The sequence below is a fragment of the Mobilisporobacter senegalensis genome (assembly GCF_003752155.1).
Taxonomy (GTDB): Bacteria; Bacillota; Clostridia; order Lachnospirales; family Lachnospiraceae; genus Mobilisporobacter; species Mobilisporobacter senegalensis.
On sequence record NZ_RJVG01000012.1, the window covers coordinates 82,102 to 106,449 of the forward strand.

Genomic DNA, 24,348 nt, shown 5'->3' on the forward strand with positions numbered 1-24,348 from the left:
TTGAAGATACAAAAAATAATATAAAATAAATCTATTTAAAATATTAACATCTAAGGAGGATTTTAATGAATACCGAAATATATATAATTTCAGGCTTTTTAGGAGCCGGAAAGACTACATTGATTCAAAAGCTGCTGAAAGAAGCTTTTATAAAAGATAAGGTTGTCCTGATTGAAAATGACTTTGGTGAGATAAGCGTCGATGCTGCCATACTAAAATCCAGCGGTATCCAGGTGAAAGAAATAAATTCTGGATGTATTTGCTGCAGTTTATCAGGTGATTTCGTAAAAGCGCTGAAAGAACTCCTAAAGCGCTTCCAGCCAGATAAAATCATTATAGAACCTTCTGGTGTAGGTAAACTTTCAGACATTATGAAAGCTTGTCTGGATCCATCTATTGAACCTCTTGCAAAAGTAAAGTTACGGCTCACAGTTGCGGATGTAAAACGCTGTAAAATGTATCTTGATAATTTTGGAGAATTTTTTGAAGATCAGATTCAAAATGCCGATACTATTTTATTAAGCCGAACTGAAAATTTCCCTGACAAGGTAAAGGACGCATACGAACTGGTGAAAAGTCTCAATGATCACGCTCTTATCCTTTCAAAGCCTTGGGACCAGATCACATCGGATGAGATTCTGTATCCCGATATGATGCATTCTACATATGGAAAACATAAGGTTCTCTCCCATGAACACAGGTATCATCATGAGCTTCATGAGCATAAAGAAGACTGTCACTGTGGCCATCACGGTTCTCATGACCATGAGGAGGGTTGTCACTGCAGCCATCATGACCATGAGAACAAATGTGGGCATAATCATTCGGCAAAAGATATTTTTGATACGATTACCATCCAGACAACCCGGACATTTAATATGGAAGATTTAAAGACCGTGATTTTAAATATGGAACAGAAAGCTCATGGAACGATTCTGAGAGTAAAGGGTATCGTTCAAGGTACAAATGGATATATAAACCTTCAATATCTCCCGGGAGACATACAGATCACCAGATCTGCTGTCCATGGTGATATGATCTGCATCATAGGCCGGAACCTGAACCAACAGGAATTGATTGGCCTTTTTAATGGGAAGTGATATTATGAAAATACCTGTATATGTTGTAACCGGTTTTTTAGATGGAGGAAAAACAACATTTCTAAACAACCTGCTAAATAAAAAAGACTGGAAAGAAATAAGCATTCTCGTAATCCAGTTTGAAAGCGGAGAAGAGGACTTCCATGGCCGGCATAATAATTGTCATAAGATTTCCTTTCCTAAAAAGACTTTAGAACAGCAGCAAAAGCAAATAATAGATGAAATCCTTCAAAATATACAAGAACATGAACCTGATGAAATCTGGATTGAATGGAATGGTGTTGTTCCTTTTTCTCAGTTACAATTGTTGTTTCTCAATTCCCCTTTGCACAGGCTGTGTAAAATTCAAAAAGTTCTTCACATTGCTGATGCTGAAAAGATAGAAAATATACTTGGCAGAACGGGCAGTGCTCTGCCTGAACAAATTGCAAACAGCGATTTTGCCGTGATCCGGGGTGCTCGCTCAAAGACTGCTTATAAGCGGATCCGCCGGGTCATGGGTGGAATAAATCCTGGTATCAACCTGTATGAAGCCCGGGCCTACAATGATTTATATAAACAGCTTTTTTCAGGAAAAGGACACCCTGTCAATGTATTTTTTCAGGTGACTGTCCTGATAATTGCTTTGTACTTTATTGTCAAACCGGCTATGGATGCACTGAAAATCCCAACCAATACCATTATCAACGTATTTTTAGGCATCATACTTCAGGCCGTTCCATTTTTATTGATTGGTGTACTGCTCTCCTCTGCAATTCAGATTTTTATTCCGAAAGAAACAATTGAACGCAGATTTCCCAAATCAATTGGTTTAGGAATGCTGGTGGCAATTTTAGGCGGCTTTTGCCTTCCTGTCTGTGACTGTGCATCCATCCCTATTTTTAGAAGTCTAGTAAAAAAAGGAATACCACTCCCGGTTGCCATTACCTTTATGACAGCTACACCGGTAATCAATCCGGTAGTAATTTTATCCACTTATTACGCCTTTGGCGGCAACATGGCAATTGTGATTAATCGTATTTGCTTTGGTATTATAGTTTCTGTTCTTATCGGTCTTACCTTTGCAAATTCTTCAGCCCAAAGCCATGTATTAACGGGGGGCGCTCTTGACAGGCTTATGTGCAGCTGCGGTTGTTATGAAGATGCTGAATCAGTCACCACTTTCACTGGAAAGATAGGATTGTTTTTACGTCATTCACAAGCGGAATTCTTCAGTGTCGGAAAATATCTTGTGATTGGAACCTTTATTTCTTCCATCTTTCAGACAATTGGGACAGGAATCTTTACTTCATCCCAAAGCAGCGCAAATTTAGCACTTTCCATCTTTATTATGATGGTGATGGCTTTTGTCCTCTCCCTATGCTCATCATCGGATGCCGTGATTGCCCGCAGCTTCTCTAATCAATTTCCCATAGGCGCTATCATGGGATTCTTAGTCTTTGGTCCGATGATGGATATTAAAAATGTAATGATGCTCTCTTCTGGATTCTCAAAAGGTTTTATCGTTAAATTATTATTGAGGGCATTTATTATATGCTTTATCTTGGTCTTTTTGTTTTCCAGTTTAGGAGGGATATAATATGCAGGCAAAAACGTTTAATCCTCAGGTTTTTTTAGAATTCATCTGCTACCTGGCTTTTGGAGGGCTAATGTATTATTTGGTAAGCAGTGGGAAATATCTTAACTATGTCACTCCCAGAATGAAACCCTATCTTTACTTCACCGGAGTGGTAATGGCCATATGGGCCTGTACAGGGCTTTTTAGACTGTTCCGACCACAGCATAAGATACGTTCTGCCCATTGCTTTGTACTTACGATTCCTGTTCTATTTCTATTGCTCCCCCATGGTCCTCTAAGCACTGCTGATCTTTCTTCTAATTATGTGGGCGGAAATGCATTGACTGGTGTCACAAGCAATACTGGCTCTGCAGACGATCCTTCTAATTCCATAGATACTTCTATTCCTGAAGAAGAATATGATGCACTGGAGGAAGAATATGAGGTGCCGGAGGAAGAATATTCTGCTATTCTGCCCGGTCTGGATGAAGAAAATAAAACAATCACAGTATCAGACGATACCTTTGGCATGTGGCTTTCCGAGATATATGTAAACATGCCCAGATTTGAAGGATACAAAATTACAATGACAGGTTTTGTTTTTAAAGACGTGGACAGCTTCAAAGAAGATGAATTTGTACCTGCCCGTCTGGCGATGTCCTGCTGTGTCGCAGATTTAGCCCCTACCGGGCTGCTCTGCAAATATGACAAAGCTTCGGAGCTCAAAACAGATTCATGGGTGAAAGTAGAAGGTACTCTCCATATTGTAAAATGTCAGTATAATGACATTGAATACGATGATCCCCAAATCTTTGTAACAAAGATCACACCAGCCGAAGAAGTAGAAGGCTACGTCTATCCATATTAGTGATAGACGCAGCCTTCTATTTTTAAGGATTACTTTTGTATGTCTCCTGCAATCCTTGCCATATTCTTTACTTATAATTTAGAAAAGGTTTTAGCTCCTTATAAATTGAATGATTATATCTATTGTATATCCTTATCTTTTAAAGCACTGGCGGTAGCATAAACTACCCGTAAATCATGTTGTGTACATATACTTAGGATTCGTTCAATTTTACCCAATAATTCCGCATCGCTGGGTTTTCTTTGAAAGAAAACGTCATCCACCGAGATGTTTAACGTAATCGCAAGATTATAAAGGAGCTCAACGGATGGCATTCTAGTACCTGCCTCAAGCTGTTTGATATGTACTGGTGAAATATCCAGCATTTCTGCCAGTTTTTCCTGTGTTATTTTATTTTCCATTCGGGCCTTCTTTATGGCAGCACCCAATTCTTTTCTGTTAAGCATAATACTCCAAGCCTCCTTTATAGCAATCTTAAAGAATACAATTAGGGTTGAAAATAATCTAGAAGTATACTACAATATATTCTTATAAGACATAGGAGAAGCTATCGCCTTATGCATAATGATAAATTTCAGAGAAAGGAAAAAACAGATGATTAGTAATGATTTACATATTGCCCGAATAAGGGTACTGATTATATCAGACCGCTTGATAGATCAAGCAAAAGAATTATCCAACTATCTAAACTCTGTGGGAATTCATGTCATAGGGTTGGTACAAACCAAGGAGCAGGCATTAGAATTGGCGGATCAAGCCATTGACTTTCTGATTGTTGCCGGATACTTAAAAAACCAACAGAACTACGAAATCATCAGTGAATACAGAAAACGAAATAAGACTTTTATTGCTTTGCATTGGGCCATGCTGGATTCCCTGATTTATGGCTATTGTGCTAAATATAAAATCCCTCTAAAGTTTGAAAGAACCAGTCCCATGTCTGATTTTGCAGCCTATCTGCACAAACATTGCCCCGTTCCCACAGTTACTCCTGATAAAATAAACCGGAAGGTTCCAGATAAAAATGAATTTTGAAAATTTGAATCAGGCTGTCGCATCCATACAGATGCTCCAAAAATTTTATTCCATCCTCCGAATTCTGGACGGAAATACTAATGAGATATTATACAGCAGCGAGGATTCCAGGATACCCCATGAAACTCCTGCCTCTTTCTCCGGCTGTTATAATGTGGTGCTGTCTATCAGCGAAAATGACCATTTGATAAATGTTACCATCACCATACCAATATCAATTGGTAATCATTCCTGCTATCTGGAATTGATACAATATATAAAAAGACATGAAAATATAACCTCTCCCATATTTACGAAACAGGAAGTTATACTTAATCATATTCAGAAATTGGCTATGACAGATTCTCTGACCAATCTCTATAACCGCAGATATATTGATAAACAGTTTCCAGTGGATTTAGCCCGGACTTTCCAAAATAACGAACCCGTCTCTGTCATTTATGCAGATATTGATTATTTCAAAAGAATCAATGATAAATACGGGCATATTGCAGGTGATTATGTATTAAAAGAAATCGCCGGAATATTCCGCCACCATCTCGGTGAAAAAAGTGGATGGATCGCAAGATACGGAGGAGATGAAATTTTTATCTGTCTTCCTAAAACCAACAAAGCTGCTGCCGTCAGAATTGCCAATCGAATCCGTAGTGGGATAGAAGCCCAGAGTTTTTATATAAAATCCCAGTATCTGAAAATAACTTGCAGTTTTGGTGTAGCTACACTCTATAAAAGAAACGGTATCAATACGGTTAATAAAGCCCTGGAATTGGTGGACAAAAAGTTATACCAGGCAAAAAAGAAAGGCCGGAACAGAGTCATTGTATAGATCCAGCAGTCAAATTTATTGTATATTGCCCAAAGCATTCATCAATATCATAGACTATTCTTTCATCTAATTTTCCATCTGCTGCCATTTTATAAAGAATCTTCATCGCCTTTTTATGGGGCATGCCATTTTTGTAAGACCGTGCCTCGACTAAGGCCTGATATATGTCAAGACATGCCATCAGTCTTTCATTGTGTCCCAGTTCTTCTACTGTTTTTCCAAAAGGATAACCGCTGCCATCCAGCTTTTCATGGTGCATTGAAGCCCAGGAAGTAATATCTTCCAGCCCTTCAATGGAATGAAGTATCTGATAGGTAGCATATGCATGATTCTGGACGTGAAGATATTCTTCTTCCGTTAGTTTACCCGGCTTTTCTAAAATATCCGTATCCACGATAAGTTTTCCAATATCATGAAGAGCACCGGCAAAATACAATTTTGCCTGTTCTTCTTTGCCATATCCATAAAATCTTCCCATTTTTTTTGCCTTTCTGGCAATCTCAAGAGAATGCTTTGACGTAAGCCTGGATTTATAATCTGTAATTTTTGCAAAAATAGTTGACAATCCGATCAATTCTTTATCGGTGTATTTTATCTTTATGACCGGCAGGCAATTATGTAAAAGAGGCTCAATATTTTCTCCTTGCAGTTGCTGCATTTTCTCCAGGGGAAAAGCCCCTATAAATGCTTTTGCGACTATCTCGTCAAATAAAATTCCTATGTTCTTTGTAAGATAATTACATACTTTTTCATATTTTAAACGTGAAACACTGTTCAAATCAAATTCCACATCAATATTATCTGCCAGGTGGATTAATCTGGCAAGCAAAGGTGTCTGCTCTGTTATTCTGCCGAACGGACCATTTCCATCTGCCCTTTCATGGTGATAAAGAATTACATCTTTCACCTGAGAGTAAAACGGCATTTGTGAAATATTATCTTCCCCCATACTGCAATGTGCACCTAACGTAATTTGCTCTTTATATGATACAACATCTGTACCATTTAAATATTCAGACTGAATATATTCCGTCAAAGCATTATCGTGAAGAACCGCACAAGCCGCCAGGTTTAAAAGTTCCTGCTCATTCAGTCCCAGAACACGTCCTGTCTGAACGGACAGATATGCAACTCTTTTTGCGTGATATATTGTTGCACCTATCAATTCATGTTCTACACAGTCCAATGCATAAGAAACGGCATAGAGTAAATCATTTAAACAAATTTCCATTGATTTTTTCTTTCGTGCTTTTTGAATCATCTTAACCATCCTTAAGTAATAAATATCATTATATATCCCAGTCATCCTGCTCCTGAATAACCCGATACAACTTTAAATCCATCTATTCCCCCATTAAATCATACATTTAATGATTTATCAAGAAACAGATAATTACAAATGGCTGTCCTCTTTATCTTTGAATTAAAAAAGGGGCTTTTGCAAAATATATTTTTCTGGAATTTAGAAGAACTTTATATTTCTCGAAATTTGTGCTCCATCGCGCGAAAGACAGCGGCATTCTCCATCTTGCCGCTTTTCGCACATACATCGCACAAATTATCTATGAAATATAAAGTTTCTTCTTATATACAGAGAATCTTATATTTTTGCAAAAGCCTCTTCTTTACTTTATTAAACTATCTAAATTTATTCCGTACCAACTTTTAAAGCCTCGCTTGGAGTGACTCCGTTCACTTTCTTTGCGCACATCAGCTTACTAAGCTGATAGGTCAGCATAATGACCACAAAACAGAGAACTACATAAAATGGACTGATCACCGTCGGCAGTACCAGATTTATCGTAGAACCAAGATAACCATACATTGCACCAAATGACACTGCCACAAAAGGAATGCTGATCAGATACCCGGCCACGATGACAAAAGTTGAACTATTTAGTATCAGAGACCTGATTTCACTACGCTTGTAGCCAAATATCTTGAAAAGTGAGATAGTATTCTTATTCTCTTCAATAATTAATGAGGTCACAAGATAAAGAATGATCAGAGCCACAACGCAGGAGATAATTGTCATCATCACTACCATGGAAACCATCGTCCCTAACATTTCATCCATGGCATTTGGAATCTCACTTAACTTCTTTGTTCCTGAAAGCAGTTCATCGGAAATATCCAGCTTAATTGTACTCCATAATCCCATGTAGCTGTTCTCTGGAAGTTTCAGCTGTGCATTCAGTTTATCTATCGGCATAAAGATAAATTGTTCCATGGAAGAATCAGCAACCGCGTCAATATGAAAAGTGTATGCCTTCCCATCCTCCTTGTTTATGAAACTTACGTCATCACCTGCTTTAATGCCTAACCGGTCTGCCAAAGGTTTTGTAATGTTGGTCCGGTCATTTGGAAGCAGATTTCCTTTGCTATCCTTAAGGGTCAGAATCGTAGAATCCGGCTCTACACCACTGATATAGAATTCAATTTTCTCATTATTTTCGGGATAGAACCTTCCAGCGCTGAAAACCTCTGCCCCTTTTGGCGCCTCACCATACTGTAGATCTTTGAAAGCGTATTCGTATTCAAACTGATAGGTGTCCGTGGTATTGAATGCATGATCAAAAGAACTCATGATCGTGAAGCCAAAGAGCATGAGGACAGATGCGCTGGTAACACCTAAGAAGAGAAACATAAGCCGTGAGATACTTCTAAGCTGCTCACGAAGCTTGAATTTTGTACTGAATCTGAATCTTTCCAGCTTAAGTCCACGTTCTAAGAAATTAACCTTGGTTTTTTGCTTATCCCCCTTCATAAGCTCCGCTGGTGAACGTTTTAATTCTGAACGTATAACCAGATAACTGCTTAAACCTAAGAATAGTATAGGCATCATGATTCCCATAAAGACATTCAGGATATTTAATTGAATTCCTGTGACAGGGATATTGTAATAAGAAACCATAGCCATAACCGATGGTGGGATGGACGGCAGCGCCAGCATACTTCCTGTCACTCCCCCTGTAATAGCAAGCAGCAAAGGAATAGCCATATACTGTCCCATTAACTCACGCCGGCGATATCCCTGGGCGTAAAGTGTCCCAATAATCACTGATTCATGACGTATCATGCGCCATATCATAATACCGACAATAAAACAGCACAGAAGGAACATTGCGGCTGGCAGCGGTATGCTCATAGTTTTCAGACCGGTTATGGAAGCCCAGGGCATTCTTGCACGTTTGTTGCTCATAATATCAACCCACTCCGATTCTGTTATCCCTTCTTCATGTAAATCCTTACGAAATTGTGCCGCCTGTTTATTAAGGCTCTGGGTTCTATCATTAAATTTCACGGAATAAATAACGGAAGCATTATCTATATCCTGAAAATCTTCAGAGCTTATAACACCAACTCCAAAATTATCGGGAGATACCATGATATCATTTACATTTTTTAATGGATATATATAATGGGGCAGAGATACAAGGCCCACAATCTGAAAAGTTTTACCTGCCCCACTGATACTGCTTCCTACTTTGTAACCATTCGCTTTGGCAAAGGCAGGATCCAGTAATATTTCCCCCCGTTGAGAAAGATTTCTCCCCTCTATGACAGAAGGAATATTGATCTTTTCTGTTTTACCAAGGAGCCTCAAAGTAAGTGAATCATTTAATACAGCATCAAAGCTTTTTGATCCTTCGATGATTGCATTTGCCTCTTTCTCTAATTCCGGAATATTGGTAATATTCTTATCCCCTTTAAAAGAAAGATCTTCCTGTATATTCCCCTCTGTAAAGGTGGTAATCAACCTATCGAGATTTTGAGAAATTCCCACAGCTGCAATAAAGGTATAACTTCCAAGGATGATCAGTATAAGAATCCCAATGTACCGTAGTTTATTTTCCTTTAATATCCGCCAAACTCTTTTATTTAAAGCCATTACCACTCAATCCTTTCCGCTGGAACTATAGTTTGATTCATCGTTTCTTCCACAATCTGCCCGCTCCTGAGTTTGAAGACCCTGTTTGCCATAGCTCCAATAGCTCCATTATGGGTTATCATCAAAATGGTTGTTCCATATTTTTTATTCACCTGCTGCAAGAGCTTAAGTATGCTTCTGGAAGTCTGAAAATCAAGTGCACCCGTTGGTTCATCGCAAAGTAACAATTTAGGATTCTTAACGATTGCTCTGGCAATAGATACTCTTTGCTGCTCGCCTCCGCTTAATTCTCTTGGAAAACGATTCTTTTTATCAAGAAGCCCTACCGCTTCTAATACTTCATCGATTTTAAGGGGCGACTTGCTGATATTAGAACAAACTTCAATATTTTCAGAAACCGTCAAATTGGGAACAAGATTGTAAAATTGAAATATGAAACCAACACTTTCCCGACGGTATTCGGTCAATTGATCGTCACTAAGCCGGGTTATTTCAATCCCATCAATAGATACGCTGCCCCCGTCCGCCCGGTCCACTCCTCCGATGATATTCATTAATGTGGACTTGCCTGAACCTGAGGGCCCAAGGATAACACCAATCTCACCTTTATTAAGTTTTAGTTCAATTCCCTTTAATACTTCCGTTTTCACTTCGCCGGCACCATAACTTTTCTCCAGGTTTAAACCTTCAATAAACATTTATTTCTCCTCCTTTTTATAAAAACACCGTTTCAAAATATCAAAATATTCATCCCATTCTTTAAGCACTTCTCTGTCCATGACCTCAAAAGAATTTATTTTGCTTATTTGCTGCTGGGAGAAACTTAAAAATGTCCAGCTGATAATATCTTTCATTTTGTTAATATCCATATCATCACGGAATTTTGTCCAATCAATATTTTGGTATCCTTTTCCAAACCCTTCTTCTATTGCCAGCTTCCTTATTTTTTGGATTTCAGATTTTACATCCCTGCTATCCTCATTGGCGATTGTTTTAAGAAAATCAAATGCCTGGGGAAATCTTTTCATAATTTCAAATTTTATAAATCCTATTTCTTTCGTTCTGTTAAAATAATCTGTTTCATTGAAATTTATCTCATCGTAAATTTTATTAATGATCTCAACTACATAATCAAGTAAAAATAAATACAATTCCTTCTTGTTGTTAAAATATTGAAATAATGATCCTTTTGATATTTCAGCTTCCTTAATGATCTCATTTGTAGAAGCCTTTTCATAACCATTCTTTGTAAATTCTTTAAGAGCCGCGTTAATAATACGTTCCTGTTTCTCTTTCTCTAAATTAAAAAATTTCTGATAAATGACCATTCACCTCTTCTCTATATGGAAACAAAACAATGACCACCCTGGTCACTTGCTATTATACTCCAAGTGACCAGGGTGGTCAATATATTTTTAATTATGAGCTGCGATCATAAACATCGGTGTTGATTTGTAAGTTTCTAATGCCCTGTGTAACATTTTTTTATTCAATTAATATATTAGGTTAATGAAACTTTCTTAGTGCCATCTAACTTATTACACTCTAAAATTAAAAAATAATCCAATATTAATAAGAATCAGTTGCACTTTTTATAATTTAGGCATATAATAAAATAAAATTAGGCTTACCTAAATTAGGAGGTATTATATGACACCAAACAAAGAAGATTATTTAAAAGAACTATATAAACTGGGTGGTTCCAATCATCTGGTAAGTAATAAACAAATGGCACAGGTTCTGGGGATAACGCCCGCATCTGTAACTGAAATGCTGAATAAATTAGGTAAGGAAGGACTACTTACCATTACACCTTACAAAGGATCCCAACTTACTAAGGAGGGACTAAAGATTGCATTTTCACTCTTGCGGGGACACCGCTTATGGGAAGTTTTTTTCATTCGGCACTTAGGATACACCTGGAGCGAAGCACATGAAGATGCAGAACTCTTAGAACACATTTCCCCTGCCCGGCTTACAGACCGCCTTGATCGGTTCTTAAATTACCCTGCTTACTGCCCTCATGGCAGTGTAATACCAAAATCGGACGGACAAATGGAAGAAGTTTCACTAATTTCCATTGCCGACTTGAAAGTTGGAGAAACTTCACAGATAAGACAGGTTCTTGAAGAAAAAGACTTCCTGGACTATTTACAGGATCAGGGAATTGAAATCGGGAGTCAGGTTACAGTAATTTCCATTGGGGCTTATGAAGGTCCCTTTACCCTATCTCTGGAAGAAAAAATAATTCAGATCAGTTACAAAGCTGCCTGTCAGATTTTTGTATCTGAAATTTAACATTATAATTTTAATATTAAATGAATGGAGGTTTTTTATGTTTAGAAAATTTATAAATTTAATTGGTTTAGGTTTGATTCTGTCCTTAATTTTAACGGGCTGCCAGAATGCAGTTTCTGTAAAGGATTCCGACACCTTAAATATTGTAGCGACTACCACCATGCTGGCAGACCTGGCTGAAGTTATCGGTCAGGAACATGTTGCAGTGAACGGTCTTATGGGACCGGGAATCGATCCCCATCTTTACCAGGCAAGTGCCGGGGATGTTACACGTATGCAGGAAGCTGACATTGTAGTTTATAACGGCCTGCATCTTGAAGGCAAAATGGGTGAAATTTTTGAATCCCTCACAGACCGTGGAAGTACCGTTATATGTATAGAAGATGGGATTCAGGAAGAAGATCTGTTATCCTGGGCAGAGGATACCTCTGTACACGACCCTCATATCTGGTTCGATGTTTCTCTTTGGAAAGATGCTGCACAGATCGTGGCGGATAAATTATCGGAAGCCGATCCCGGCCATGAGAAGGATTATGCAGAGAACCTGAAATCATATCTCATAGAATTAGATGATTTAGATGCATATATGAAAAACAGAGTGTCAGAACTTCCAAAAGAACAAAGGATTTTAATCACAGCTCATGATGCTTTTAGTTATTTTGGCAGAGCTTATGGCTTTGAAGTAAGAGGATTACAGGGTATCAGTACTGATGCAGAGGCTGGAACCGGGGATGTCAGTAATTTAGCCAGTTTCATTACGGAAAAGAAAATAAAAGCTATTTTCGTAGAATCCTCTGTGCCTCCAAAAACTATAGAGGCTCTACAGGCTGCAGTAAAAGCCAATGGATTTGATGTAGCTATAGGCGGGCAGCTTTATTCTGACTCTTTAGGCAGTGAAGACTCTGACGCTAATACTTATATCCTGACCGTAAAATCCAATATTGATACAATTGTGGACGCTTTAAAATAGCAGTCCGTTTGAATATATAAAAAGGAGGTGTTTTTTATGGAATTAAAGAGAGTAGATTATGCAGTTCAAATAGAAGATTTAACTGTCGCTTATGACCTAAAACCTGTATTGTGGGATATTGATCTAAATATTCCCCAGGGTAAGCTGATGGCAGTCATCGGTCCGAATGGAGCAGGTAAAACTACTTTAATAAAAGCCATGCTTGGACTTTTAGTCCCGGTTTCAGGAACAGTCCGTTTTTTTCATGAGGCGGATAACAGTCTCCGTAAACTGAAAAATAAAGTTGCCTATGTTCCTCAAAGTGGAAGTGTGGACTGGGATTTCCCCGCAACTGTACTGGATATTGTACTTATGGGCTGTTATGGAAAACTGGGATTCATAAAACGTCCCGGTAAAAAAGATAAGGATAATGCTATGGAAAACTTGAAAAAAGTTGGTATGGAAGATTATGCTCTCCGTCAAATCAGCCAGTTATCCGGCGGACAGCAGCAAAGAGTTTTTTTAGCGAGAGCCTTAATGCAGACAGCAGATATTTACTTTATGGATGAACCATTTAAAGGAGTTGATGTCCAGACGGAAAAAGCAATTATTGCATTGCTGAAAGAATTAAAGGAATCAGGAAAAACCGTAGTGGTGGTACACCATGACTTACAGACTGTATCTGAGTATTTCGACTGGGTTACCCTGATTAATATAAAAGTAATCGCAAGCGGTCCGGTAGAAGAAGTTTTTCATGAGCAGAATTTAAAGAAAGCTTATCACAGCACCGGTAATCTATTAAAAAGTGCAGTTTAAGAAAGGAGGATTTTTTATGGAGAATCTTATCTATATATTTAAAGATTATACCTTTCAGACCGTAGCCTTAGGTTCCATGATTCTGGGACTGATCAGCGGAGTCCTTGGAAGCTTTGCGGTACTGCGTAAACAAAGTTTATTAGGTGATGGAGTATCCCATGCAGCTCTGCCGGGTGTCGTTATGGCTTTTGTACTGACAGGAAGCAAAGACACCCAGATCCTTCTGCTTGGTGCTCTCATATCCGGTTTGATGGCCACTTTATTTATCATCAGTATTGTTAAACACACACGAATTAAATTTGACAGCGCTCTGGCACTTGTAATGTCTGTATTTTTTGGATGCGGGCTGGTGCTTTTGACATATGTACAGAAAATTCCCGATTCCAATCAGGCTGGATTAAAACGTTTTATCTTTGGGCAGGCATCTACTCTTCTGAAAAAAGATGTATATTTTATGTTAATCTGCGGTGTGATACTTCTTACATTTGTAGTTTTGTTCTGGAAAGAATTTAAACTTTATATTTTTGATCCTGAATATGCAAAAAGCCTTGGATTTCCTACCTATAAATTAAACCTTTTATTATCTCTTATGATTGTTATGACAATTATTATAGGCTTGCAGACCGTAGGAGTCATTCTTATGAGTGCCATGCTGATTGCGCCTGCAGTTGCAGCAAGACAATGGACCAACCGACTCTGGATCATGGTAATGCTATCTGCTCTCTTCGGGGCAATATCTGGTATTGGAGGGACTGCCGCAAGTTCTCTTGCAGAAAAATTACCGACCGGACCGGCAACTGTTGTTTTTATCAGCGGTATTGTTATAGTCAGCGTACTTTTTGCACCGGGAAGAGGTATCGTACAAAAAATGATGCACAGAAAAAATTTAAAACTGTTTCTAAAAACCGAAGGAGGCGATACAAATGTCCCCACAATTTGAAATTCAGTTAATTGCAGTAATCGTTGCCATAGCCTGCTCATTACCCGGAGTTTTTCTGGTTCTAAGGAAAATGTCCATGATGTCCGACTCCATTACCCATACTATACTCCTTGGAATTGTCCTTGCCTTTTTCCTGACTCATGATTTATCCTCTCCATTCCTGATTACAGGCGCAACATTAATGGGCCTTATAACAGTATGGCTTACAGAAACCCTGAACCGCACAAGACTGCTATCGGAGGATGCCTCTATTGGTATCGTATTCCCTCTTTTGTTTTCCATAGCTATTATCCTGATTACAAGATATGCCGGGTCCGTCCATCTGGATACAGATTCCGTCCTGTTGGGAGAACTTGCATTTGCACCATTTAACCGTATGGTGATATTTGGCCATGATATTGGTGCCAAGGCAATTTATAGTGCAACGGTACTTTTGATCATTAATCTGGCTTTTATTATCATTTTTTTCAAAGAATTAAAAGTAGTGACTTTTGATCCCATGCTGGCTGCTGTTCTTGGTTTTTCCCCATCTCTCATCCACTATGGTCTGATGATGGTCGTATCCCTGACAACCGTGGGGGCTTTTGAAGCAGTCGGCTCCGTATTAGTGGTTGCCTTTATGATTGGTCCTCCTGTTACTGCCTATTTATTAACAGATGATTTGAAACGTATGCTTTTCCTTAGTGGATTAATAGGGGCAGTAAATGGTATTTCAGGATATTATCTTGCAGCAATATTTGATGTCTCCATATCTGGCAGTATGGCAGTCATGACAGGGCTTGTCTTTTTAATAGTATTTATAACGGCTCCCCGTAGAGGATTGGTCAGTTCTTTAAGAAGACGGAACAGACAAAAATTAGATTTTGGGAAAAAGACTCTTTTATTTCATTTATATAATCACGAGGGCAACGAAAATGAAATTGAAGAAGCCGGAATTCATACATTACCGATCCATTTCCATTGGGAGCAGGCTTTAATAGATAAAATTATAAAGATCCTGTTAAAAGAAGGAAATATAACAATCGAAAATGAAGTCCTTAAACTGACAGAACAAGGACGGCTTAAGAGCCGTTCTGATTATGAATCATTATTTTCAGAATAGAAATAGACTTAAGGAGAATAGAAAATTCCACAACATACCCTTTTCCTTGGAATTCTCTATTCTCCATAAGTTTATCGAGAATTATTCTTATACCAGAGCTTTTCCTTATACATTTGCTTATCAGCAATATCAATAATCTGTTCCAGATCGAACTCCATACCTGACCTGTAATAAAATAATCCATGGCTTGCTGTTATCATATAAGGCATATATTCCTGTTTATTTATCCTGTGAAAGCTTGCCATAAGCCTTTTCCAGATAATTTCTGCCTCGGATATTGTTTTATCCATAAACACTATGATGAATTCGTCTCCTCCCATTCGGAAAAACACATCATCTTCATGAATTTCTTCCTTTACCAGGCTGCAAAAGGTTTTAATATAACTATCTCCTTCTCTGTGTCCATAAGTATCGTTTACATATTTCAAATCGTTGATATCCAAAAAGCAAAGGACGAATTCCATATCTCTGTATTTTGATTCATTTATTAGTTCCTGTATTTTTTCCAGGCCTATTCTACGATTCATTATCCCGGTAAGTACATCTGTAGAGGCAAATTGGGAAAGTTCTTCTTCTGCCTTTCTGATTTCTGTAATATCCATGATACCGGTTAATATGCATTTTTCACCATGATAATCAATTAATTCATGGTTTGCTGTTGCCCATATACTTTTACCATTAATGTCATATTCAACAATATGATTATAGGTACTGTCGTTCTTTTTCAGTTTCTCTGTAAGGGAATCTCTGTTTTCATCTCTCATATATAAATCAATACTGCTCAGATCATCTGTCTCCTCTTCCCGGATTCCCATCAGGCTGTATGCCCTCTCACTGGCTTTTATAAGCTTACCATCCTCAAACCTTGTAATAAAGACAGGAAATGGATTTACATAAAACAGTTTTTTAAAGTTTTCTTCACTTTCTTTTAGCTTTCTTTTATATATAAAATCATTCATTCGAAATTTATAAAAAGAAATGGAAAGTATTAATGCTACTCCTATCATTGCCGTTGAATTTATCTGCTTTGTACTAAGCATGTTTATGTCTTTACATAATATCCCTATCCCCCTTAGGAAAATCATATGGTTTGCTGCCAGAGTACATAACATGAACCATGGTTTTAATGTAAATCCTATTGCAGCAATTAAGGATAAAATAATATATGAATTGATATTTCCGGTAAACCGCTGGCTGTTAACAGAAGAAATCACTCCTACCAACACATATAGAAATACATATATTTTAGGAATAGTTGTTATTACTTTATAATTCTTTTTGTTATCTTCTCTGATAATCCTTTTATAAAACAGCAGAAATAGAATGGATGCGGCTACACTTATCATATGTGCTGTAATCAGTGTCTTTGTATAAACCTTATCTGCTCCATTTCTCACTGCCATGTAATCAAAATACATAAAATAGAATGCCATAACAATAGTAGCCATAGAGATAATCCTGATTCTGCCTAACACAAGTAAACTATTATATTTTTCAAAGTCCAGTTTATTTTGATCATTATATTTTATTGCTAAAAGCTTCAAGCCTTCCCTTATCCATTCCATACAATTCATTTCCTCTAACAACAATTATCCCAGCATGTAATATAAGTCTTTTCATCCATGATAAAACAAATATATATGTCATACTCTCACTCAAGATACTTTTTTATTCACTAAACTATTACTCCGGATACTACTTTGATTTATTCACTTATGATTATAACAAACAATTCCATTTTTGTCTTTGCTTTATAAAAAAACATAATAAAGGGTCATTGCAACAATCATTTGTCATGCAATAACCCTTTTAATACATTTACAGATACATTCAACACTCTGATATAATATCTAAATATTAAATTTCTTTACCATACCATCCAAATCATCTGATATTTCTTTTTCCTTGTCAATCAACTGGGCTATATTATTCGCCAGCCCATAAACTACATCCACATTATTAAGTATTTCACCACTGTTTAACGCCGTATTTTGAGAGGAGATTGCAATATCCTGAATTGCCCCTGAAACCTCTCCTATGATCTTGTCAATGCTGTTTGTCATATCCGCAATTTTACTTACCGTGGACTGTATATCTTTTGCATCCTGTCCGTACTGGTTTGCTACCCGGACAAAATTCTTATAATCCGGAGTCACCCTGTCTTTAATAAAGAATAGTAACTGGTTGGAGTTATTTGTAATATTTTGAAAAGCTTCCAGTACTTTGGTATTGGTCTGCTTAATCTCCTGTATAGCAGAAGTGGTCTGGAATGCAAGGCTTCCTATTTCTTTTGCAACAACTGCAAATCCTTTTCCATGTTCTCCTGCTCTGGCTGCTTCAATGGAAGCATTTAAAGATAATAAATTAACCTGCTCTGCGATCTGTGAAATTACTTCTGCCATAGTATCAATGGATTCTACAATCTTTGCGTCTTCCATACTTTTTCTCAATAGTACTTCATTTGAAGCAGCTAGATTTGTAGCCTCTTTAAAGGATATTTCACTTATTTTTTCAACCTCTTCTGCCCTTTCCTTAATTCCCAGCGCCATTTCATAACTCTTATTGGTTTCCTGGCTTAGAATATTGATTGAGGAATTCACTTCCTCTACCGATGCATTTAATTCTTCTGTTGTTGCACTGGAACTCATCATAGATTCATTAATGCCATTAATTGCAGTTTTAATCTTTGCAAAATTGGTAGTCAGCTGTTCTGAAGTTTCTGTCAGTTCTTCCCCTGATTGAATAATTTTCTTAGAATCTGCAGATATGGATTTTATAACAGTTCTATTCTCCTCCAGCATCTTATTTAAGGAATTCCCCAACTGCCCAAGCTCATCTTTTGATTTGATGTTAATTTCTGCTGTGGTAAAGTCTCCATTGGATAAATTCAGGGCAAATTGATTTGCCTTATTTATACCTTTTGTAAGGTTTCTAACCAGTAAAATAATAACTGCTGCTGACAAGAGGAGAGCAATGCCGGATATTATCATCAGTCTGACAAACAGGTTGTTAACCGGTCTGTCAACTTCTTCTTTTGGTATCTGTATTAACACTTTCCATCCTAAATCTTCAACACTGCTGTAATAAACTTCATATTCCTGATTTCCTTCCGTAAAATGCCCTTCTCCTTTATCATTATTCAGGATTTCACTGCCAAGGGCTGCTATAGATTTATTCCCACTATCCGTAATCTTTTCTGCTAATACCTTCGCAGAATCTTCATTAGTGATATAAAATCCATCTTTCGTAAGCAATGTTGCCCTGCCCTTATCACCTACTTTAATATTGTTGATTAAATCCTGTATTAGAGTTATTTCAGTATCAATCGTTATAACACCAATAAATTTATCATTTGCGTCATACATTGGTGCAGTACAGGAGGACATGGTAGCTTTTAAAGTTTCATCATAATAAAGAGTAGAAAATACCGGCTCCCTGGAATCTGTCATAGCATTTTTATACCAGTCATAAGAAAAATAATCATACTCTGCATTACTGTAATCATACGTAGTAACAGCTTTGTCCCCTTCTTTATATACATACGGCCCCACATATTTTTCATTTGAATCATATACGTAAGGCTCAAACCAAATACCACTTCCAAGTACCAGGTCACTATCAAATATCATGCTCTCTAACATTTTTTCATATTGATCAAGTTTCGTTGTACTATAGGTGTTTTCCACACTTTTGGCAATCTGGGAGGCCATGGTATCAATTTTTTGAAGCTTTAATTGGATACTATTTATCTGTGCATTTAATTCAGAATCCATATTTTCGCTGATTTGATTCTGAATAATTGCTCTACTGCTCCAATAACTGACAAAGGATAAGGTAATCATTGATAAAATAATAACAGATAATAAAATTACTAGCATCTTAGTACTAATTTTTTTAAATATCATACATTTTCCTCCCTTTCTGATTTCTGCATAAAGCAGAATTTTTGTCTCATTGTGTCTAATTATGACTATTATGTTAAGAAAATTATACTATAAATATTACTTATTGTCACTTAGAGAAATGTTAAGTTTATGAAAAGTTGATACCAGAATCATAAAAAAAGTATTGCCGCCTATATTTCTATAATGGCAATACTTTTTGTCACCATAATCCTGTAAGAATACATATTTCTTATACCTGATCATATATCTTAATTGCCTAGTATTCCGTTAAGAAAGGTGTTGGGATACTGGGTTCCGCATCGATTACATTCAATATATTCACGGCTATATTTATTCTCACGTTTATCATACTCATATGATAGAAATACTTCTGAATTTTTTAACCCCGGCTCATCTATATCAATTTTATATGAGTAAACAAAATTTACTTCATGACGTAAAGTCATATCACTACTATTGCAAATTGGGCATATAAATTTATTTTCTTTCATATTATTTCATTTCTCCTTAATAGGTCTTCACAATCTGCTTTTTTTAATAATAGAAATATCATGATATTTACATTTTACTCAAAACCCAACAAAATATACAAATTTGCTTTTATGAATTGCATTTGATATCATATCATTTGTAACAATATTAAAAATACAAAAAATATGGAGGTACAGTCACATAATGGATAATCAGGAACCAAAACATCAACGGCGTATTCGATATAAAGGTACTCATCCAAAAGCTTTTCATGAAAAATATAAAGAATTGCAGCCAGAAAAATATGCCGATGCCGTGGCAAAGGTGATTCAAAAAGGCAGTACGCCTGCTGGTATGCATCGCTCTATCTGCGTAAATGAAATACTGGAAATCCTCCAGATTACTCCCGGGCAAACTGGATTAGATGCAACATTAGGTTATGGCGGGCACACTTTAGAGATTCTTAAATGTTTAGACTCAAAAGGACACCTGTATTCACTGGATGTAGATCCAATTGAATTACCACGTACCAGGGAGCGTTTAGAGCACTTAGGATACGGTCCTGAAATTTTAACAATCAAGCAAATGAATTTTTCCCAAATAGATCAGGTCGCTTTAGAAACAGGGCCACTTAATTTCATTTTGGCAGATTTAGGTGTATCTTCCATGCAGATTGACAATCCTGAACGTGGATTTACCTATAAGAGCGAAGGACCATTAGACTTGCGGTTGAATCCGGATAGAGGGATATCCGCAGCACAGCGTTTAAAAACTATTTCTCAGGAGGAATTACAGGGTATGCTGCTTGAAAATGCAGATGAACCATATTCTGCTGAAATCTCCCGTGCCATTATCTTAGAATTCAAAAAAGGAAACGATATAGTAACAACAACAAAGCTTCAGCAAGTTATCACAGATGCCCTTAAATTCATTCCACAAGGAGATAGAAACGATGCCATTAAAAAGTCCTGTCAGCGATGCTTTCAGGCACTGCGGATTGATGTGAATAATGAATTTGAAGTATTGTATGATTTTTTAGAGAAGCTTCCAGCCACCTTAGCTTCGGGCGGGCGCGTTGCTATCCTTACTTTTCATTCAGGAGAAGATCGTCTTGTTAAAAAATCATTTAAGCATTTTTACCGGGAAGGAATCTATAGGGAAATAGCTCCCGAACCTATCCGCCCATCCCCATCCGAATGTAATTCCAATAGTCGTGCCCGCTGCGCAAAATTACGTTGGGCTATAAAATCTTGATTTTTCATATGGAACAGTAATTCCTATAATATAAAAACAGTGGAAGGATTCTATGTTCTCCTTCCACTGTTCTGTCAGTTAGTATTTCATCGATTCGTTCCTATTAACTAATTTATTGAAGTGATTGCTGATACTGATTCCACAATGCCTGAACGCCTTCACCTGTAATATTTCTGCAGGCTGTATCCCAGCTCCAGGTTGAATAGTCCGAGGCTGTTCTATTAAGTTCAATTGCAAAAGTAGGTTTTTTATTATTTACAATCCATTCAATAAAGAATCCTGTCGTATTATATCCATCCGTCCAGTGTCCGCCCTTCCTAGGATACCTTTCAGGTGTAAAGCCCCTGGTAACATTTCTTACATAATCTGCGGTTCCTTCAATAAACCCAAAAAAATCAGTTCCCGGTTGGTAAGTTCCACAGTTCTTAGGAGCATATTGATAGCCATGAGTTCCTTCATGAGCCAATATGCCTGAGACCTCTTTTAACAGAAGTTCATTATTATTGCCATTACGATGATAGAAGTCTGCAATATACTGTGCACTGATACCTATGTAAATCTCAGGTGCATCACCATATTTCCATGCAACACCAGGACTGTTTTCTAAGAGTAAATTAAGCTTTGTAAAATTATTTCTCGCTTCACTATTATTATTATAAAGCTTTTTACAGATATCCAGGCAAGTATCTTTCATCATCTGCTCTACATTAGGAATTGCAGTTCTGAAGATATTTGAACCTTCGTGCCCCTTTGCATTGTCTATGAATACCACAGTCGGAGCCTGAAAATTACTCCAATCTCCAACAGGCGTAGAACTGGTTTTAATCCTGACAGATGACATCTTATCATTGCAATCATTCCCTACAAAAGTCGAGCTTGCAGTAAATGTCCATTTTGTACCATTAAAATTATTATTCTCATAGACTTCTACAGTCCAGCCATTGGGGATTCTTATTGAAGACACCCAATCATTTGGGATTCCCGCTGCATTTAATTGTTCCAATCTATAGTCCCCCGGTTGTAATGCTATTGAGTCTCCACGATAATCCCTGTCACGATAGAATACTGCTGCCAGAATCTTAACCGATGACATCTTATCGTTGCAGTCATTTCCTACAAAACTTGAACTTTGGGTAAATGTCCATTTTCTCCCTTCAAAATTATCATGTTCATAAACTTCTACAAGATACCCATTAGGTACTGTCAGTGAAGACATAATGTCATTTGGAAATCCTGCTGCGCTTAACTGGGCTGCTGTGTAATTTCCTACATTCAGTGCCACAGATATCCCCGTATTATTAGAGTCCTTATAAAAAGTAACTACACTTTCTGCTGCCTGCACATTCACTTTAGTCAGGCCCATAAAGAATAATGCCATAACTAAAAACACACTAAAAAACCTCTTTTTCATACATCTTACCTCCAATTTTTACTTTTTGATATAGCTGATTTCTGGCTTTTGCCAGGCAGGTTATTACTTAATTATACCTCCTTTCTTGTCAGTGACTGCTTATCTTATATAAATTTCCCACTGTTAATAAGTGAACCATGTAATTCACTAATTCATTCCCTTATATATGACAAATTGTAACATGATGCATACTTATTTTATTAAAATTTTCTTGTATCCTCTATCATATATCTATACATTCCTAGAAATATACAATACCAAAAAGAGCAGGATCCATTTAAATTGGTCCTGCTCTTTCTTTATTCTTAATTATTTGACTTATTCCTTACATGTGTTTTTATTGTAGATAAAAACATTGACTCTCATTTACAGAGATTAATCACTATTTTTTCTTAGCTGAAATAATCAGCATCATGGGTCTGCGAAGTTCATGTTCCATTCCTTCTACAGTGCGGATCAAATCTTCTGATGGCTGGGGTTCTACTACACCGGTTACTTCAAAGCCACCCTGTATCAAACCATTCAGATAAGTTGTAAGTGTTTTGTGATATTTGATTACTTTTTCCCCAAGAAAGTTGGCATCCCTTTTTCCTTCAAAAAAATAATTATCCACTGGAAAATGAAGAATATTTCCATATTCGTCATAATACCAATCCTGACTGCCATAAGCAGTAAAAACCGGATGTTCTACAGAGAAAATAAAGTCCCCGCCATCTGCAAGGCAGTGAAAGACTTTATCTGCAATCAGCTGGAAGGATTCAATATAGTGAAAAGCAAGAGAACTCATTACTATATCAAAGGTATTTTCATCAAAAGAGATATCTTCAATGGGCATTTGTATATAACAAATTTTATGATTTGTTTTTTCCCTGGCTGTCATAAGCATTTTCTGAGATATATCAACTCCTGTAACAGTTTTCGCACCGTGCTCCATTGCATATTGACAATGCCAGCCGAACCCGCAGCCTAGATCCAATACACGTTTATCTTTAAATTCGGGCAGCATTGATTCAAGAGTTTTCCATTCTCCCGCACCGGCAAGCCCTTTTGTTGAGCGATCCATCTTACTGTATTTTTCAAAGAATATCTTATCATCATATTTGTTCTGTTTCATTTTCATTTCTCCTGTACAAACAATTTTTTCTCTCTTATTCGTTGTTCGACCCTTGTGAACCGAATATAGCTACTTCCTGCCTGTCTAAATCGAACATATTATTATCCCATTTCAGAGTATTTTGAACATAACCCAGGGAATCTGCATTATATCTTCCGGCAATTCTTTGAAATGCCAATAATTCATATACATTATCTGAATCAAAATCTATTGGATATAAACCACTTATAGGATTTACCCAACCTTCAATGGGATCATACAGTTCCCCATTGTTATCATATACTTCATTCAAATAATCGGCATCCCTGAGGGTTAAATCAATAATATATTTTGTATTATTGGCAATACTTAGAACTTCCACTTTATAATTATCTTGATAAGTAACATTATATTTATACTGTTCATTATATATATCAGAGTCAAATAGCAGACGCAGGCTGTTATGGGCAAATGAATAAATATAGTAATAATATGTTCCGCCACTGCCTCCCGTTGCAATACTGATTAATATATCATCAATTCCATCTCCTGTAAAATCTCCCAGAAATAATTTAGGATCATACCCTATATTCTCCTTCAGAGGGATACTATAATAAATATCATTCTCACTGTTTTGTATTATAAGTCTTATATTCTGGACAACCGGGGTATCAGATGATGTTATGCCGGTAAGATATATATTATCTGCGATTCTGTCCCCATTTACATCACCACTTGCATGATCAACAATACTAACACTTCCCATATTGGTATTAAAATTATTATGAGTCATTACAGATTAAACCACCTTTACAAATTAGCTTTTCTGT

General features: G+C 37.0%; 22 protein-coding genes. 11 read left to right on the forward strand and 11 right to left on the reverse strand.

Translation table 11 applies throughout. The features are described from left to right. The first annotated feature begins 65 nt into the window (after nucleotides 1-65). From EDD66_RS15885 to EDD66_RS15895, 3 genes are read left to right on the forward strand one after another with little or no spacing between them, the layout of a single operon-like run. Entirely contained in the window at nucleotides 66-1,100 is a 1,035-nt protein-coding gene (locus tag EDD66_RS15885) for a CobW family GTP-binding protein (RefSeq protein ID WP_123610566.1), read from the forward strand. Nucleotides 1,101-1,104: 4 nt separating this feature from the next. Beyond that, on the forward strand, nucleotides 1,105-2,679 hold the full coding sequence (locus EDD66_RS15890; protein ID WP_123610567.1) for a permease: 1,575 nt from the start codon (nucleotides 1,105-1,107) through the stop codon (nucleotides 2,677-2,679). A 1-nt stretch (nucleotide 2,680) separates the two neighbouring features. Then, on the forward strand, nucleotides 2,681-3,526 hold the full coding sequence (locus tag EDD66_RS15895; protein WP_123610568.1) for a TIGR03943 family putative permease subunit: 846 nt from the start codon (nucleotides 2,681-2,683) through the stop codon (nucleotides 3,524-3,526). Between the two features lie 119 nt (nucleotides 3,527-3,645). Here EDD66_RS15895 and EDD66_RS15900 read toward each other — a convergent pair whose 3' ends face one another. Further along, complete coding sequence (locus EDD66_RS15900) at nucleotides 3,646-3,972, reverse strand: helix-turn-helix domain-containing protein (protein WP_123610569.1); 327 nt, start codon at nucleotides 3,970-3,972, stop codon at nucleotides 3,646-3,648. Nucleotides 3,973-4,120: 148 nt separating this feature from the next. On the opposite strand from EDD66_RS15900, the gene EDD66_RS15905 reads away from it, so the two are divergent. After that, nucleotides 4,121-4,561 (forward strand): response regulator, encoded by a 441-nt coding sequence (locus EDD66_RS15905; RefSeq protein ID WP_170164393.1) that lies wholly within the window; start codon nucleotides 4,121-4,123, stop codon nucleotides 4,559-4,561. Continuing rightward, complete coding sequence (locus EDD66_RS15910) at nucleotides 4,551-5,387, forward strand: GGDEF domain-containing protein (protein WP_123610571.1); 837 nt, start codon at nucleotides 4,551-4,553, stop codon at nucleotides 5,385-5,387. Before EDD66_RS15905 ends, EDD66_RS15910 begins: the two co-directional genes overlap by 11 nt. On the opposite strand, the gene EDD66_RS15915 is transcribed toward EDD66_RS15910, so the two are convergent. From EDD66_RS15915 to EDD66_RS15930, 4 genes are all read right to left on the reverse strand, one after another. Further along, a complete protein-coding gene (locus tag EDD66_RS15915; RefSeq protein ID WP_170164394.1) occupies nucleotides 5,377-6,648 on the reverse strand; it encodes an HD-GYP domain-containing protein in 1,272 nt (423 codons plus the stop codon). The genes EDD66_RS15910 and EDD66_RS15915 overlap by 11 nt on opposite strands. Nucleotides 6,649-7,035: 387 nt before the next feature. Continuing rightward, a complete protein-coding gene (locus EDD66_RS15920) occupies nucleotides 7,036-9,279 on the reverse strand; it encodes an ABC transporter permease (RefSeq protein WP_123610573.1) in 2,244 nt (747 codons plus the stop codon). Further along, a complete protein-coding gene (locus EDD66_RS15925; RefSeq protein ID WP_123610574.1) occupies nucleotides 9,279-9,977 on the reverse strand; it encodes an ABC transporter ATP-binding protein in 699 nt (232 codons plus the stop codon). Before EDD66_RS15925 ends, EDD66_RS15920 begins: the two co-directional genes overlap by 1 nt. Further along, on the reverse strand, nucleotides 9,978-10,607 hold the full coding sequence (locus tag EDD66_RS15930) for a TetR/AcrR family transcriptional regulator (protein ID WP_123610575.1): 630 nt from the start codon (nucleotides 10,605-10,607) through the stop codon (nucleotides 9,978-9,980). It abuts the gene before it with no gap. A 322-nt stretch (nucleotides 10,608-10,929) separates the two neighbouring features. Between EDD66_RS15930 and EDD66_RS15935 the strand changes: the two genes are divergently transcribed. The 5 genes from EDD66_RS15935 to EDD66_RS15955 are packed head-to-tail and all read left to right on the forward strand — an operon-like array spanning nucleotide 10,930 to nucleotide 15,384. Then, complete coding sequence (locus tag EDD66_RS15935; RefSeq protein WP_123610576.1) at nucleotides 10,930-11,577, forward strand: metal-dependent transcriptional regulator; 648 nt, start codon at nucleotides 10,930-10,932, stop codon at nucleotides 11,575-11,577. A gap of 37 nt (nucleotides 11,578-11,614) precedes the next feature. Continuing rightward, nucleotides 11,615-12,547 (forward strand): metal ABC transporter solute-binding protein, Zn/Mn family, encoded by a 933-nt coding sequence (locus EDD66_RS15940; RefSeq protein WP_123610577.1) that lies wholly within the window; start codon nucleotides 11,615-11,617, stop codon nucleotides 12,545-12,547. A 36-nt stretch (nucleotides 12,548-12,583) separates the two neighbouring features. Then, on the forward strand, nucleotides 12,584-13,342 hold the full coding sequence (locus EDD66_RS15945) for a metal ABC transporter ATP-binding protein (RefSeq protein WP_123610578.1): 759 nt from the start codon (nucleotides 12,584-12,586) through the stop codon (nucleotides 13,340-13,342). A gap of 16 nt (nucleotides 13,343-13,358) precedes the next feature. Then, nucleotides 13,359-14,282, forward strand: coding sequence for a metal ABC transporter permease (locus tag EDD66_RS15950; protein ID WP_123610579.1), 924 nt, complete (start codon nucleotides 13,359-13,361; stop codon nucleotides 14,280-14,282). After that, a complete protein-coding gene (locus tag EDD66_RS15955) occupies nucleotides 14,266-15,384 on the forward strand; it encodes a metal ABC transporter permease (protein WP_123610580.1) in 1,119 nt (372 codons plus the stop codon). Before EDD66_RS15950 ends, EDD66_RS15955 begins: the two co-directional genes overlap by 17 nt. A gap of 71 nt (nucleotides 15,385-15,455) precedes the next feature. Here EDD66_RS15955 and EDD66_RS15960 read toward each other — a convergent pair whose 3' ends face one another. The 3 genes from EDD66_RS15960 to EDD66_RS15970 form a co-directional block, all read right to left on the reverse strand. Further along, on the reverse strand, nucleotides 15,456-16,949 hold the full coding sequence (locus EDD66_RS15960; protein WP_170164395.1) for a sensor domain-containing diguanylate cyclase: 1,494 nt from the start codon (nucleotides 16,947-16,949) through the stop codon (nucleotides 15,456-15,458). A gap of 285 nt (nucleotides 16,950-17,234) precedes the next feature. Then, a complete protein-coding gene (locus EDD66_RS15965) occupies nucleotides 17,235-19,289 on the reverse strand; it encodes a methyl-accepting chemotaxis protein (RefSeq protein WP_123610582.1) in 2,055 nt (684 codons plus the stop codon). 248 nt (nucleotides 19,290-19,537) lie between these two features. Continuing rightward, a complete protein-coding gene (locus tag EDD66_RS15970; protein WP_123610583.1) occupies nucleotides 19,538-19,780 on the reverse strand; it encodes a hypothetical protein in 243 nt (80 codons plus the stop codon). Nucleotides 19,781-19,964: 184 nt separating this feature from the next. On the opposite strand from EDD66_RS15970, the gene rsmH reads away from it, so the two are divergent. Then, complete coding sequence (gene rsmH / locus EDD66_RS15975) at nucleotides 19,965-21,014, forward strand: 16S rRNA (cytosine(1402)-N(4))-methyltransferase RsmH (RefSeq protein WP_123610584.1); 1,050 nt, start codon at nucleotides 19,965-19,967, stop codon at nucleotides 21,012-21,014. 112 nt (nucleotides 21,015-21,126) lie between these two features. Here rsmH and EDD66_RS15980 read toward each other — a convergent pair whose 3' ends face one another. The 3 genes from EDD66_RS15980 to EDD66_RS15990 form a co-directional block, all read right to left on the reverse strand. Further along, on the reverse strand, nucleotides 21,127-22,425 hold the full coding sequence (locus EDD66_RS15980; RefSeq protein ID WP_123610585.1) for a basic secretory protein-like protein: 1,299 nt from the start codon (nucleotides 22,423-22,425) through the stop codon (nucleotides 21,127-21,129). 382 nt (nucleotides 22,426-22,807) lie between these two features. After that, nucleotides 22,808-23,539: a class I SAM-dependent methyltransferase gene (locus EDD66_RS15985; protein WP_123610586.1), complete on the reverse strand. Its 732-nt coding sequence runs from the start codon at nucleotides 23,537-23,539 to the stop codon at nucleotides 22,808-22,810. 34 nt (nucleotides 23,540-23,573) lie between these two features. Next, nucleotides 23,574-24,311 (reverse strand): VCBS repeat-containing protein, encoded by a 738-nt coding sequence (locus EDD66_RS15990; RefSeq protein WP_123610587.1) that lies wholly within the window; start codon nucleotides 24,309-24,311, stop codon nucleotides 23,574-23,576. Nucleotides 24,312-24,348: the final 37 nt, after the last annotated feature.